The organism is Bacillus sp. FJAT-28004 (assembly GCF_001280845.1).
Lineage (GTDB): Bacteria > Bacillota > Bacilli > Paenibacillales > Paenibacillaceae > Pristimantibacillus.
The window spans coordinates 832,657-846,586 of sequence record NZ_LGHP01000002.1 but is presented as its reverse complement, the minus strand read 5'-3'; the positions used below and the strand labels follow the sequence as shown (position 1 = coordinate 846,586).

Annotated in this window: 14 protein-coding genes; 1 reads left to right on the top strand and 13 read right to left on the bottom strand. The window is 46.0% G+C overall.

Going from position 1 to position 13,930, the window contains the following annotated elements:
* Window positions 1–12: 12 nt before the first annotated feature.
* Both nrdE and nrdI read right to left on the bottom strand, forming a co-directional pair.
* On the bottom strand, window positions 13–2,097 hold the full coding sequence (gene nrdE / locus AC787_RS25775) for a class 1b ribonucleoside-diphosphate reductase subunit alpha (protein WP_054027814.1): 2,085 nt from the start codon (window positions 2,095–2,097) through the stop codon (window positions 13–15).
* Entirely contained in the window at window positions 2,084–2,443 is a 360-nt protein-coding gene (nrdI, locus tag AC787_RS25770) for a class Ib ribonucleoside-diphosphate reductase assembly flavoprotein NrdI (protein WP_054027813.1), read from the bottom strand. The genes nrdE and nrdI overlap by 14 nt, the downstream gene beginning before the upstream one ends.
* 349 nt (window positions 2,444–2,792) lie before the next feature.
* Here nrdI and AC787_RS34195 point away from each other — a divergent pair, with 349 nt between their 5' ends.
* A complete protein-coding gene (locus AC787_RS34195; RefSeq protein WP_161807573.1) occupies window positions 2,793–2,942 on the top strand; it encodes a hypothetical protein in 150 nt (49 codons plus the stop codon).
* Between the two features lie 1,042 nt (window positions 2,943–3,984).
* Here AC787_RS34195 and AC787_RS25760 read toward each other — a convergent pair.
* The 11 genes from AC787_RS25760 to AC787_RS25710 all read right to left on the bottom strand — a co-directional run bounded on the left by AC787_RS25760 (window position 3,985) and on the right by AC787_RS25710 (window position 13,929).
* Window positions 3,985–4,752, bottom strand: a complete 768-nt coding sequence (locus tag AC787_RS25760) for a class I SAM-dependent DNA methyltransferase (RefSeq protein WP_054027811.1) — start codon at window positions 4,750–4,752, stop codon at window positions 3,985–3,987.
* Window positions 4,749–5,705 (bottom strand): S1 RNA-binding domain-containing protein, encoded by a 957-nt coding sequence (locus AC787_RS25755; RefSeq protein WP_054027810.1) that lies wholly within the window; start codon window positions 5,703–5,705, stop codon window positions 4,749–4,751. Before AC787_RS25755 ends, AC787_RS25760 begins: the two co-directional genes overlap by 4 nt.
* Window positions 5,702–6,049 (bottom strand): ribosome silencing factor, encoded by a 348-nt coding sequence (gene rsfS / locus AC787_RS25750; RefSeq protein ID WP_054027809.1) that lies wholly within the window; start codon window positions 6,047–6,049, stop codon window positions 5,702–5,704. Before rsfS ends, AC787_RS25755 begins: the two co-directional genes overlap by 4 nt.
* Window positions 6,050–6,070: 21 nt before the next feature.
* On the bottom strand, window positions 6,071–6,625 hold the full coding sequence (yqeK, locus tag AC787_RS25745; protein ID WP_054027808.1) for a bis(5'-nucleosyl)-tetraphosphatase (symmetrical) YqeK: 555 nt from the start codon (window positions 6,623–6,625) through the stop codon (window positions 6,071–6,073).
* A complete protein-coding gene (gene nadD / locus AC787_RS25740) occupies window positions 6,615–7,205 on the bottom strand; it encodes a nicotinate-nucleotide adenylyltransferase (RefSeq protein WP_082361134.1) in 591 nt (196 codons plus the stop codon). Before nadD ends, yqeK begins: the two co-directional genes overlap by 11 nt.
* Before the next feature lie 111 nt (window positions 7,206–7,316).
* The gene (yhbY, locus tag AC787_RS25735; protein ID WP_054027807.1) at window positions 7,317–7,622 is read right to left on the bottom strand and encodes a ribosome assembly RNA-binding protein YhbY; all 306 of its coding nucleotides are present in this window, start codon (window positions 7,620–7,622) and stop codon (window positions 7,317–7,319) included.
* A gap of 62 nt (window positions 7,623–7,684) precedes the next feature.
* Window positions 7,685–8,545: a shikimate dehydrogenase gene (gene aroE / locus AC787_RS25730; protein WP_054028194.1), complete on the bottom strand. Its 861-nt coding sequence runs from the start codon at window positions 8,543–8,545 to the stop codon at window positions 7,685–7,687.
* A gap of 38 nt (window positions 8,546–8,583) precedes the next feature.
* Window positions 8,584–9,708, bottom strand: a complete 1,125-nt coding sequence (gene yqeH / locus AC787_RS25725; protein ID WP_054027806.1) for a ribosome biogenesis GTPase YqeH — start codon at window positions 9,706–9,708, stop codon at window positions 8,584–8,586.
* A complete protein-coding gene (locus AC787_RS25720) occupies window positions 9,708–10,232 on the bottom strand; it encodes a YqeG family HAD IIIA-type phosphatase (protein WP_054027805.1) in 525 nt (174 codons plus the stop codon). Before AC787_RS25720 ends, yqeH begins: the two co-directional genes overlap by 1 nt.
* A 197-nt stretch (window positions 10,233–10,429) precedes the next feature.
* Window positions 10,430–12,685: a DUF4129 domain-containing transglutaminase family protein gene (locus tag AC787_RS25715; RefSeq protein WP_054027804.1), complete on the bottom strand. Its 2,256-nt coding sequence runs from the start codon at window positions 12,683–12,685 to the stop codon at window positions 10,430–10,432.
* Entirely contained in the window at window positions 12,682–13,929 is a 1,248-nt protein-coding gene (locus tag AC787_RS25710; protein ID WP_054027803.1) for a DUF58 domain-containing protein, read from the bottom strand. Before AC787_RS25710 ends, AC787_RS25715 begins: the two co-directional genes overlap by 4 nt.
* Between the last annotated feature and the right edge of the window lies 1 nt (window position 13,930).

The window sequence follows — 13,930 nt, the reverse complement described above, 5'->3', positions numbered from 1 at the left end:
ATTAAATAGAACTTAAACTGCGCAGCTCGTGCATTCCTCGACGGAAAGCCGCTTCGTTCTTGTGTAATATAGCGATTTAAGACCTTTTTGAGCAGCATAAACGTAGAAGCGCGCCAGCTCACGAGTCGTCACATTACTATTAACATGCAGTACAGTCGAAATACCTTGGTCAATATGCTGTCCGATCTCTGCAATGAGATCAATCAGCTTGAACTGATCAATGTTGTAAGCCGATTTGTAATAGAAGTAATTTTCCTGCGCCAAATAAGGCATTGGATAATAAGTAGTTGAGTTTGCATACGTACGTGTTTCGATATGCTCAACGATCGGCATTACGCTTGAAGTTGCATTTTGGATATACGAAATGCTTTGTGTAGGCGCAATCGCCAGACGGTAAGCATGGTACAAGCCGTGTTCTTGAACTTTAACTTTGAGTGCAGCCCAGTCCTCAGGTGATGGAATTTCCATACCGTCGAACAATTCCTTTACTCGATCTGTTTTTGGACGGTAATCATTTTCCACATAACGAGTGAAATAAGTTCCCTTCGCATACTCCGAACGATCGAAGTCCTTGAATGTAATACCGCGTTCTTTGGCGATCTCCATACTTTGTTCAATGGAGTAGTAGTTCATCATCATAAAGAATACGCCAGCAAAATCTTTCGCTTCTTCACTTTCGTAAGCGATTTTGTTTTTCGCAAGGTATCCATTCAGATTCATCGCGCCAAGTCCTACGGAATGCAGCTCCTCATTCGCTTTACGAACGCCTGGTGCATTGTCAATATTAGACAAATCACTAACAGTCGTCAAAGCCTCGATACCAACATGTACCGATTCCTTCACCTTTTTGTGCTCCATTACGTTAACAATATTAAGTGAAGCTAGGTTACAGCTAATATCACGGTTAATGACATCCTCGTAACCGTAATCCTTAATTTCTGATGTCTCCTGAAGCTGGAATATTTCTGTGCACAGGTTGGACATTTTAATAGAACCGATATCCTTCAACGCGTGAACGCTGTTAGCATTCGATTTGTTCATAATATATGGGTAGCCAGATTCTAGTTGAATCGAAGCGATTTTTGTCAACATGTCGCGTGCGTTCATTACTTTTTTCTTCGTTACCAGATCATTAGCGAGCAACTCTTCATACATCTCGTCCATGTCCATATCATCGAGATGCTTGCCGTATGCTTTCTGAACGGAATGTGGGCCGAACACAAATAACGGTTTGTTTTGAGCAGCTAGCTCATAAAATTTATTCGGAATAATTAGGCCGATCGAAAGAGTTTTAATACGTGCCTTTTCGTCTGCGTTAATTTTTTTGCAATCAAGGAATTCGATAATATCCCAACCGAAAATATTGTAGTAGCCTGCACCAGAACCTTTGCGTTGTCCCATTTGGTCTGCGTAGGAGAAAGCATCTTCCATAAGTTTCAGAACCGGCATAATGCCTTTTGCTGCGCCTTCAACGCCTTTAATAGGCTCACCGCGTCCACGAAGCTTCGATAGGTTAACAGCGACACCGCCGCCGATTTTGGAGAGCTGCATACATGTGCCGAGTACATAGTTGATGGAGTTAAGCGAGTCGTCCATTTCAAGCAGGAAGCAGGAAACCATTTCACCACGGCGGCTTTTGCCTGCGTTAAGGAAGGTTGGGGTAGCTGGTTGCAAACGTTGGTCGATCATCGCTTCAGCAATGCGAAGTGCTCTAGCTGCATCGCCTTCGCCCAAATGCAAGGCAACGATAGCTACACGATCGGAATATTGCTCCAAGTATTGCGATTTGTTGTTGGTCTTCATCGCATAGTCTTTATAGAACTTCGATGCTGCCATGTAGGATTGGAATTCAAAGCCGCTGTTTGCCGTTAGTGTAAACACAGCTTCAACCTGCTCATATGTATACTTTTCGTATACATTATCGTAATAATCGTTTTCGATTAAGTATTCTAGCTTATGTTTGAGGGAGTCGAACTTCACGCTCTTCTCAGCCACTTCTTCCATAAATGCAGCGACAGCCTCTTTATCTTTATCAAGCTGGTAAAATCCGTCAGCACCGCGCTGCATCAATTCGTTATTCAATTCAATATGCTTCAATGGTTCGCACCCTTTCGACAAAATGTTGCGTATCTTGATTCGTACCGGACAATTCAAACTTCAAAATCACTGGAACATCGTACAATTTCGAGATCGTATCCGCGCTTTTAGCGAACCCGGGTCCCCAGTTGCGGTTGCCGCTCGCAGAAACGCCGCGGAGCATGCCAGAGTTGCTTTCTAGAAACGAAGTCACCTTCTCTGGAACTTGGCCGAACCCTGTTGTGTATGTTACTAGCACGAACGGCTCGTCCACTTCTTCCTTCTCATCAATCGGCACCGCCCGCATATTCAGTTTTTTAATGAAACGCTTGACGTTACCTGTTTTGGAATCATAGACGACTAGCATAACACGTTCGCTCCCTTACTGTAATCAAGCAATTAAAAAGCGCTTCTGACTAGCAATTCCGTCAGCTGCGCTTGTTCAAGATTTACCGCTGGTAATCATTGAAGGCACCAATCCACATCAATATGTAGTTGATGTTTTTGATTCTACATCAATATATAGGAGTAGTCAATGAAAATTATGGAGAAAATATTAATCTATTTTTTTGGCGCACTCGACTATTTTAACAGATGAGGATATGATGTGATAGTGACATTTTATTGATATTTTGGGGGTCCTGATCATCGTAAACACAACTGCAGAACAAATAAGAGATATACTAGAAAAACTGTTCAAAGATGCCGGATATTCGGTGCCGGAGCTGCTTGCATACATCGAAAAACTTGAAAAAGACCAAGATCAAATAGCCGAAACGATCAAGAAAATGAAGCTTGAATCGATACGAAAAGCATCTGCTTCCGCAGGGATGAACAGTCGATTGAAAGATGCGCTTCGGGAATAATTAGTTCTGCGAGTCACAAGATCTAGATATATACAAGCAAATAATCGAAGAAATCGATAGCACTTCTCGTTCACCGAAGCGCTATTGATAAAATTTTACAATCGACTTATTTTTCGACAAATTTCAACAATCACACTAGATATAGATGCCGTTAACAATGTTTCTATTCCCCAGAACAATCGACAGCTACGAACTTAATCATACTTCGACCCTACCGTGTAAGCACATATATGTGCTTAAGCACCACAAACCAGAGTTACTGTTCCGCTGTAAGCGCATCTGCGTGCTTACGGATGGCTTTCGAACATACTCTCACCACGAATCCACTCTGTAAGCACGTATGTGTTCTTACAAACCACAATTTAAGGTTAATTTCCCACTGTAAGCGCATATGTGTGCTTATAGTGGACTTTCGAACATACTCATACGCCGATTCCACCCTGTAAGCACGTATGTGTGCTTAAAGACCACAAACTAGGGTTACTTTTCTACTGTAAGCGCATATGTGTGCTTATAGCGGACTTTCGAGCTTACTCTCACCACGTTTCCCACCCGATAAGCACATATGTGTTCTTACAGACCACAATATAGGGTTATTTTGCCTCTGTAAGCGCATATGTGTGCTTATAGTGGACTTTCGAACATACTCATACGCCGATTCCACCCTGTAAGCACATATGTGTGCTTACAGGCCACAAACTAGGGTTACTTTTCTACTGTAAGCGCATATGTGTGCTTATAGCGGACTTTCGAACATACTCATACGCCGATTCCACCCTGTAAGCACGTATGTGTGCTTACAGGCCACAATATAGGGTTATTTTGCCTCTGTAAGCGCATATGTGTGCTTATAGCGGACTTTCGAACATACTCATACGCCGATTCCACCCTGTAAGCACGTATGTGTGCTTACAGACCACAAACTCAAATTGTAATCCTTCACAAAGTGACGTTTTCTGCGAATAACCTGCCAAAAATCAAAAAAGGGTCTCCCATAAAGTCTAATTAGACTCTATGAGACACCTTTCGCTTTTGGATAGTATTATTTAATTGCTGCGAAGAACAAACGCTCCGACTCGCTGTCAGCCGGCTGCAGTTCGAAATCTGCGTAACGGTCGACCTTTTGAAAGCCCGCACGATATAGGGCGGACTCGATCCAGTCTGGATCGTAAGCACGCTGCACATGTGATTCTTCAAACCGATAAAACTTAGAATCGCGATCACGCGAGAAAATAGTTAAGTTATGTTCGATCTCGCAGCGCTCCTCTTCGAAGTCGCATGTCCATATATAAGCTACATCCCGCTCATCAAGTACAAAGGGCTGCTCCTCCGCATAACGAATGAGCTGCTTAGGCGGATGCATATCAAATAGAAAGGATCCACCGCTGCGCAAGCCAGCGTACGTAGCACGGAAAGCCGCTTCAATATCGGCTTCCTCGGTCAAATAGTTTAAACAATCACAAAACGAAATGACCGCATCAACGGGCTCTTGCAGCTCCCATTCGCGCATGTCCTGTTGCAGCCACCGAATCGAGCCTGATCGCGGTCTAGTAACAACCTGAGGCTTCTCATCCCACTTACTGCGTGCAACGGTAAGCATGTCCGATGACAAATCAATGCCATAAACATCGAAACCTGAACGTGCTAGCGGAATCGAAATACTTCCTGTACCGCATCCAAGGTCTACGACAGTGGCAGGCATGCCGTAACGTGACCAGCCCGCCCTTGCGAAGCCCAGCCACTCTGCATAGGGCATATCTTCCATAAGCTGATCATAGACAGTGGCGAACTGTCCATAAGAGCGTGTCATTGCCCGTCAGCTCCTTCAGCTGAGGAGCCCGAAGCTTTCGCTTGCTCTCCTGCTTGCTCCGTCGTCTCCTCAGTCGGTTCAGCCAGATAAGTCCAGCTGCCTTTCTGAGTGACAAGTCTTTCTCTCATCAGCTTGCCTAAAGCGCGTTTGAATGCACCTTTGCTAATACCGAATTTTTGTTTGATAATGTCGGCATCTGTCTGATCAGAGTATGGCATTCCGCCGCCTGGCCTTTCTTTAATAAAAGCAAGTAATCGGTCTGCATCCTCCAATCGTCCTACTTCCTTGCGCTGCGCCATGGAGAGGTTAGCTCTACCATCCTCGCGAATAAAGGTTACACGAGCGCTTACACGCTCACCAAGTCTTAGCGGACGGATTCGTTCTGCGCTTGGAATAAGTCCATAGACGCCAAACCCTACAACGCCTCCGTCAATCATGACGAACGAGCCGAGCTGAAGCGTTTTTGTAACCCATCCTTCAACCCACTGGTTATTCCAGCTCTCTGGTGCGGAGAATACGAGTTCCGAGAGTTCTTCTTCAAAAGCAATTTTGGCAACTAATCTTCCTATTTTGTCATGCTTCATCACAACAAATACTTCGTCACCTGGGAGAGGTCTATATTCAATGCTCTCCGGCAGCTCCGATAGCGGAAGCAGCAATTGTCTGCCTAGACCCATCTCTAAGAAACAGCCTAGCCTTGGATGAACGTCGGCTACTTTCAGGCGAGCAAGCTCTCCAAGTTGGAGAAGCGGCTTCTTCATCGTTGCAGCCAAACGATCCTCAGAATCGTAAAAGATAAATACTTCTACTGCATCGCCGATTTTCGGCTTTGAGCCAACAAGCTCGGTATAATGCATAAGCACATCCGATTCTTCATCACTCAAGAAATAGCCGTAGGGCGACACTTCGCGTGCCACCCTTAAAGTCAATGTTGTTCCGGCTACAAAACTCATGCAAACTCCACAACCTTCGCATCGGACCATAGCCGCTCAATGTTGTAGTATTCACGCTCATCGCGATGGAATACGTGAACGATAACGTCGCCGAGGTCAATCAGCACCCATCTAGCCGAATCCATACCTTCGATTCCGCGTACTCGATTGCCATTTTTCTCAGCTTGCTTCCGAATTTCGGTAGCGATAGCTTGTACTTGTGTATCCGAGTTACCACTGCAAATGACGAAATAATCCGCCACCAAGGAAATTTCTTTTAAGTTCAAAGCAACAACCCGCACCGCTTTTTTGTCTTCTGCTGCTGCGACTGTGATTTGAAGCAATTGATCCGAATGTAACGCCATAGCTCAGCCTCCTGTTATATATTATTCTAATAAACTATTTCGTGCTTCGATTGTTAGCGGAAATATACGTTTTCCCTTTTCTAATAAGAAGGAAATTGTAGAATTAAAGCCTGCAAGCAATGCTTGATCCAAAAACTGCTCGCTAAGCTCGCGAATCTTGTCTACTCCTGGAAACTCCCGCCCTGGTTCCATGTAATCAGCTAGACAAACGATTTTCTCCAGCTTCGACATGCCGCGGCGACCTGACGTATGGTAGCGAATAGCGTTCAGTACTTCTGTGTCCGTCACACCAAATTCATGTTCGGCTACCCACGCCCCAACGGGAGCATGCCATAATTCTTTATCATAAAGCAAAAGTTCTGCTGGCAAAGCTTGATCACGAATAACCTTCTCCATGCGATCAACATTCCAATACTTAGAAACATCATGCAAAATAGCAGCGAGCTCAGCACGTACAGGATCTTCACCAACCCTATTGGCTAATATGACCGCGGTTTCCATAACTCCCTGCGTATGCAGCCATCTCCGCTCAGGCATTTCCGCTCTCACTTTTTCGATCATTTGCTCACGATTCATACAGATTGTACCTCCTCATGTAGCTATTCACCGAGTCAGGCACTAAATATTGGACAGATTGCCCCGCATTCGCCATGCTTCGTATCGCTGTGGAAGAAATCTCAATTGCAGGCATGTGAATCAAGCTAATTCGATCCTGCAAAAAAATCGGCAGCGCTGTGATATTGACCGGATTGCCGGGACGCTCTAAACCAATAAATGATATTCGAGCAGCTAGCTGCTCGATTTGATGCCATTGCGGCAAGTCATTAATTCGATCTGAACCTATAATGTAGGAAAAAGTATGGTTCGGATAACGTCCTTGCAGCTCTATGATCGTATCGTAGGAATAGCTCACTCCACCGCGCTGCAACTCAATATCAAGTGCCCGGAATGACGGATTGCTCTCGATAGCACCACATACCATTTCGTAACGCCGTTGTCCGCTAACACCTGGTTCATTTGCCTTGAGCGGTGGTCCGTATGACGGAATGAACCATACTTCGTGTAAGCCGCACTGCTCACGCGCCATTTCCGCAGCGATCAAATGTCCGATATGGATGGGATCGAAGGTGCCGCCCATGATACCTATCTTACTCACTTGTTGAACGCCTCCCTATCAAGCAAAATCGAAGCGCTAACAGCCATCGTGTCTTCTAGTATGCCCTTTTTGACAAAAAGCTGCATTCGGACGCGCAACTCCCGATCAGTATTATTTACGAGCAGCCGTAGGAAGCACGATTTGTTTGTTATCCTTGGACTCTTTGTATAGAACGATCGTTTTACCGATAACTTGTACTAGCTCTGCGCCCGCTGATTTCGCAACTTCAACGCCGATTTCCTTAGGATCATCTAGACAGTTGTTAAGAACTGATACTTTAATGAGCTCGCGCGATTCAATGGCCTCCTCGATATGACGAACGAGGTGATCATTAGTACCGCCCTTGCCGACCTGGAAAATCGGTGTCATATGGTGAGCAAGTGATCTTAAATAACGTTTTTGTTTACCTGTAAGCATGATAAGTGTTCCTTCTTTCATCTCAATAATTCGTCTGTTTGTCTGCTATAAAAAAATAAGTTTCAGCTTTGCAATGAGGCAAGAACCGTTTCTCGCATCGCTGCAGCGGGAGCTGGCTGACCTGTCCAATATTCAAAGGCATATGCGCCTTGATAAATAAACATGCCAAGCCCACCGTGAATGCGGCAACCGCGTTGCTCTGCTTGCTGCAAAAATTTCGTTTTCAAAGGATTATATATTAAATCACTTGCAACCGCGCCAGGCTTCAGCCAGCTTGCATCAATTGGCGTTTCCTCCGTTTGGGGGAACATGCCTACAGATGTCGTGTTAATCACGATATCCGCTTGCTGGCATGCGGTTTGCAGCTCTTCATTCGAAATCGCTTCAATATCCACTTTGTTTTGCAAAGAATCCGCAAGCTCTTTTGCTCGGTCTACGGAACGATTAGCAATCGTAATTCGTGCGGGATTCTCGTTTGCTAGAGCATAAATGATTCCGCGGGCTGCGCCGCCTGCGCCGAGAACGACGATTCGTTTTCCAGCAAGCTCACGCTCCGCTTCTTCCTTCAAAGAACGTACATAACCTATTCCATCGGTGTTATATCCGATTAGACGTCCTGCGTCGTTGACGATCGTATTCACTGCGCCAATAGCCTGCGCACTAGCATCGATCTCATCAAGTACGGACATAATGTCCAACTTGTGGGGGATCGTAACATTAACACCGCGAATGCCCATTGCGCGAACACCTGCCGCGAAGTCTCTGATACGATCACTCGTAACGTGAAAAGCAGTGTATACACCGTTAATTCCCGTTTCCCGAAAGGCACGGTTCATCATGATAGGCGATTTCGAATGCCTTATCGGATTGCCGATTACTCCGAACAAGAGGGTATTGCTGTCGATTTGGTTTCCTGCGCCCATACTCGTCACAGTGAATTCCCCTTCCAAGTACCATGTGTTTAGATCATCGAGTCGCGAAGCATGACCTTAACGCCCTTCGGCGCATAGATGTCAATGACGGCTCCGCCGGTGCCGTTCACTTGAATCCAGCCAAGACCGGATATAAACACGTCCTTATTCAAACCACGCTTAACGCGCAGTGAATGCCTAGTCCATGCCGGTATTGTTTCCAGTTCTTCAAGCGAAGGCCCTCCGAGCAATTGACCACGGTGATCCGCGTAAAGCTCATCCGCCCGCTCTAGCTTCGTGCGATGCATGTTGAGCGCATTTGAAACGTAGAACGTAAAGGATTGGCGATCACCTTCGACAAAATCGAATCGAACGAGGCTGCCAATAAACAACGATTGACCCGAGTTCAATTGATAGACGAGCGGTTTAATTGGCTTGTCCGGCAATAGTGAGCCTAGGAAGCTCCGTGGCACAACTTCCGTCATACGAGTCGTATATACGATACCTGGCGTATCAATAATCGCTTTCCCATCCTCAAGCGGAATATGAACCGCATCGAGCGTTGTTCCCGGATATCGGGAAGTCGTCAGCTCACGTTCCATATCGCTATAATCACGAATCAGACGATTAATCATGGTTGACTTGCCGACATTCGTCGCACCAACAACATATACATCCCGGCCGTTCCGGTACTGCTCAAGCGCTTCAATTACCCGTTCGAAGCCCATATTCCGTTTCGCGCTGCATAGGACCACATCGACTGTGCGGAGTCCTTCTTCCTTTGCTTGCTTCTGAACCCAATTCCGAAGTCGATTGACATTCATTGCTTTTGGCAACAAATCAATTTTGTTCACGACAAGCAGTACCGGATTATTTCCGACAAAACGCTGCAAGCCAGAGATCAAGCTTCCTTCAAAGTCGTACAAATCGACAATATGCACAACGAGGCTATCCGTACTTCCGATGCTGCCAAGCAGCCTTAAGAAGTCATCCTGATCAACCGCTACGGATGAAGCTTCATTATAATTGCGAATGCGGAAGCATCGCTGGCAAATAACCGGTTCGCGTCCGACAGCTGCTTCCGGCAAATATCCTGGCAAATCAGAACTTTTAACCTGAAGCGCCACGCCACAGCCCGCACATGAACCATATGCCTGACTAAGTTGTTCTTCCATCACTTTGTTTCCCCCTCATACCATAACCCTTTTTTCCTTAAACGCTTTAACGCTATCCGTTCAATACGACGATTCACTCGTGTCATTATACCTTCATCAGCTGGAGCGATTGGTGTGACAAGAATGGTATATAGCCCCATACGATTGCCCCCAAGCACATCCGTAAGCATCTGATCTCCGATCACGACGGTTTCCTCAGGTGCAAGGCGGAGTACGCTAAGCGCTTTCTTGAACGATTTGCCAGCCGGCTTGCGAGCAGCATGAATATATGGAATATTCAGCGGCGCAGCAAACTTCCCGACGCGTGTTTCGTTGTTATTGGATACGATAACAACCTGAAAGCCCCGAGAACGTACGTAATCCAGCCACTGCACAAGCTCAGGCGTAGCTAACGCCTCCTTGGCACCGACAAGCGTATTATCCAAATCCGTAATGATGCCGCGAACGCCTCTTGCATGCAGCTCATCTAAGTTAATTTCATATACTGTATTGACGCGCATATGCGGCAACAGCCGTTCAAACATAATGGATATCCCTCTGCTTTCTGCTTGCTATCTTACGAAACTATACCATACAAACTAAATTTGTTGCAAAAAAATACCGCTACCAATTTCTCTGGCAAGCGGTATTTGTTCAACACAATACTGTAAACTTCAATCTTACTCCAGATCATTTCCACTTCGTTGTGGGCTCTATTCTGCAAAATCACAAAAACATAAGGTTATCTTAATTGATCAATTAGAGATCGTACTTTAATGACAAAACGGTCTGCTTCTTCGGATGATGCCATAACGGGGCTGTATTTCGCTTGCTCAAACCCATTCAGAACAGCCTTAAAATCTTCACGCAGCCGCTTCTGATTTTGAGACCACCGTAATACGGCCTCGCGCAGCGTCTCATGGTCTTCGCGCTCCATTCCACGCTTCTTGCAAATTCGCAGAAGCTTTTGCGTCTCAAGCACCATTCGATCATTTGTTGTGTATGATCCGTGACGGAGCTTGCGCCAAGAAAAGATAAGCTTGTCACGACGAATAAATAGCCACGCAGCTGCAGCAACGATCAAGAGCGATATGGAGCTCCATACCCAAAGCTTCGAGTTCGATGAACTTTCTGTAGCTTCAGCTCCAGCTGTATCGTTATCGCCGGGTTCAAGATCAGGCACAGCAGCAACCTCTTCTTCGGGCAACGTATACGGAAACGAGAAACCCGCTGTTGCTTCGAAAGGAATCCAGCCTGTACCTTCAAAATAAATTTCCACCCAAGAGTGAGCATCTGAATTTCGTACCGTGTACGTGCCTGCTCCGTTTGGATTTACTTCTTCCTCCCTAAAACCACTTGGAGGACCGAAATCGCTAGCTGGCAGCGCACCAGGAGCAAACCCTTTAACCCATCTCGTCGGTAGACCTAAACTTCGCGCCATGACCGCCATCGATGTAGAGAAATAATCGCAATAACCTTCCTTCAGCTCGAACAAAAATTTATCAACGAAATCACTTCCTGATCCGGTGAGTTTCGATTCATCAGGTAAATTATTGTAGCTATAATTGAGTCTCAGATACGTTTCCAGCAGTCTCGCTTTGTCATAATCATTAGTAGCCTCAGCAGTGACCTGCTCCGCTAATTGCTTAACCCGATTAGGCAACGACTCCGGCAATTGCAAGTAAAAAGCATTGCGTGAAGCCTCACCTTCATTTGACCATCCAGCTTTAGAAGACCTGAGCAGCTCTTCATCTAGAACAGGTACAGATGAGGTGACGGAATACGTTTGCGGGTACTTGCGATTTTGCATCGACCAGTTCAGCAGCCGCAGCTCGCCTGAGCTAGGCTCCCATCTTAAGCCTGTCGGTATAGACAATCCTTCATTTTCAATCCAGTTTACCTTCGAAAGCGGTGCAGCCGCGAATAGAACAGGATAAACATCCTTCCGAATCATCGTAACAATCTGGTTAACTTCCGTAACTCCAGATTTTGGCGGCTCGTCTTGAGAAGAAAGCAACTCACCCTTCACAATACGAATATTTTCTTCGCCAGCAAGTCCGGGATCAACATCAATCCACCCGTCACCCGTGTAAAAAGCTTTGGACTCCCCGCGCCAGTAGCTGCGATGCGAGGTCGTAACGGTCATCATCGGTGAATAATCAAATTCAAATCCACCGCCAAGCTTATTGTCGTTTCTACTGTATCCGGAGCTTGCATTGCCTGATCGGTTCGGCGATATCACATCTGTCCCTTTATCACCTAAAAATACCTGTACGCTCTCCCCCTTAGCTTCCTTCCAGATCGTATAAGGATCCTGAAGGATAGGAGCAAGTGACGGCATATTCAACCCTACCGTCATGAGAATCGATAAAACGAGTGCAATCGGCACCATTAATCGCAGTGGATACTCAATTAGCTCTTTCCAACTTTTCGGATGCTCGCGCTTTAGTCGCGACAAATGGCCTGCTACAAGCCACAGCAGCCCAATGAAAACGACCATCCCTACCTCGTCCCAAAGCCAGATCGGCGTAAAGGAATCTGCGATTGTTAGAAGCAAAATACCTACCCCTACGAAACCGAACATTCGAATTCTTGTTATAGCCCACATGCTGAAAAGAACGTATAGCAGAAGCATCGCTCCGCTGATCCATATAAATGGATTTAGTTGGACAAGATGGGCTTGCAGCCACCATATCCACTCTTGCCAGCGCTGCGGGCTTGCAACAATCCAATCCATTCTTGCCAATTGTGTCGTAATGAGAATGGCAGCAAATACTTGAAGAAGAAGCTTAAGATATTTCCTTCGGAGAGGAATTAGCACATCAATTGCCGCCGCCGCAAATAATGTGGAATAGGCAATGGTGTACGTTTCATCCCACCAATAGCCTTCAAATATAGTAATCGCATTCGCTAGAATAATAGCAATAAATATAAATCTCAGCTTCTCAAACCAGTCCGTCGATAAATAAACGCCAATCGATCTCATGATCTGTTTCATGCGATTCCACTCCCTTCTAATACAGTTGGGAGTTCTTGCAGCTGACGAATTTCAAATACCGGCCATCCGCGTTCGCGCAATACACGTTTCCAAGAAGTATTATGACTAAGTAAATCAACCGACGAGGAGATATGAATCAAGCAAGGGGTAATTCCTTTGCGAGAGAGCCACTCCATGCTTCGAATCACATCCGCGCCTGTCTCAGGAGTAATAAGGACTGCAAAACTTCCTGCTTCGAGCATAGAATCAGCTTGCTGAAGCGACGGATACAGAGGCCGTGCTGCGTTAGCATCAACAAAGGTCAAATGCCTCATCAGCATATTTCGTTGATCCATGCCAGATTTAGGAGTAATGAATGTCATCGACTCTCCAATTGAGAGCAAACCCATTGCAGTATCACTCTTTAGACCGTTCTCGAGCAATGAAGCAGCAACGGATACAGCTAATTCGAAGCGAGTCGCTACTTCACCTTTGTAGCTGCTCGAATGACGATCTAGGATAACGAGTGTACGCGGCAATGACTCACGCTCGAAGGCTTTAGATTTCCACTCGCCCGTCTTCGCCGTTGCATTCCAGTGTACCCGAGATAAGCGATCGCCGTATAAATATTCACGAACGCCGTTAATTTGTGTCGTTTCCTTCGCAGAGCGTGATGCGATTGCATGAGAATACGGTCCTCGTATTCCGCGCTGAATGCCATTCCACTGCCTAAGCGGAACCGTCTGAGGCAGCACATTAAGCACCGTCTCCGATCCGAATTTCCCTGAGTGCTCGAACAAACCGAATACATCATAAGATAAACACTCCGTATGAGTAAATCGATACTCGCCGCGCTGCAGAGGAGGTGTTTGATAGACGACATGACCAGCGCGCTTCCAATTCGGTACAAAGGAAGTCTCGAATGCCAGTCTCTGTCCATTATGTCGATGCAGCTGGTCTCTAACAATGACGTAAGGAAGCGGATAATAGCCAGGAATTTTCATCGAAAGGCTTACTTCAAGGGTGCTGCCTGCGGATAACGATTGATCGATTGCTGTTGCTCCGGGCATCGCGTAGACTCTGCTGCCCGTAACCTTGTTAATTCCGCTCCACCTGCCAAGCACTAAATAAATAATTAATAAATTTAAAATCATGAAGAGCATCATCGCGGTTTTGCCGCCTTGAAATAAAAAGTAAAACAGACTGGTTATATAAATGACTGCGACAAGCTGCACACGCAGCTTTGAAGATTTGGCCGCTGTCATA

What these genes read in the sequence shown, in the direction of transcription:
- AC787_RS25755 (WP_054027810.1), bottom strand. Translation starts at nt 5,705, where the DNA reads ATGAGTTTTGTAGCCGGAACAACATTGACTTTAAGGGTGGCACGCGAA.
- yqeH (WP_054027806.1), bottom strand. Translation starts at nt 9,708, where the DNA reads ATGGAAGAACAACTTAGTCAGGCATATGGTTCATGTGCGGGCTGTGGC.
- AC787_RS25715 (WP_054027804.1), bottom strand. Translation starts at nt 12,685, where the DNA reads ATGAAACAGATCATGAGATCGATTGGCGTTTATTTATCGACGGACTGG.
- yqeK (WP_054027808.1), bottom strand. Translation starts at nt 6,625, where the DNA reads ATGAATCGTGAGCAAATGATCGAAAAAGTGAGAGCGGAAATGCCTGAG.
- nrdI (WP_054027813.1), bottom strand. Translation starts at nt 2,443, where the DNA reads ATGCTAGTCGTCTATGATTCCAAAACAGGTAACGTCAAGCGTTTCATT.
- AC787_RS25710 (WP_054027803.1), bottom strand. Translation starts at nt 13,929, where the DNA reads ATGACAGCGGCCAAATCTTCAAAGCTGCGTGTGCAGCTTGTCGCAGTC.
- AC787_RS25760 (WP_054027811.1), bottom strand. Translation starts at nt 4,752, where the DNA reads ATGACACGCTCTTATGGACAGTTCGCCACTGTCTATGATCAGCTTATG.
- yhbY (WP_054027807.1), bottom strand. Translation starts at nt 7,622, where the DNA reads ATGCTTACAGGTAAACAAAAACGTTATTTAAGATCACTTGCTCACCAT.
- rsfS (WP_054027809.1), bottom strand. Translation starts at nt 6,049, where the DNA reads ATGGCGTTACATTCGGATCAATTGCTTCAAATCACAGTCGCAGCAGCA.
- AC787_RS25720 (WP_054027805.1), bottom strand. Translation starts at nt 10,232, where the DNA reads ATGTTTGAACGGCTGTTGCCGCATATGCGCGTCAATACAGTATATGAA.
- aroE (WP_054028194.1), bottom strand. Translation starts at nt 8,545, where the DNA reads ATGGGCGCAGGAAACCAAATCGACAGCAATACCCTCTTGTTCGGAGTA.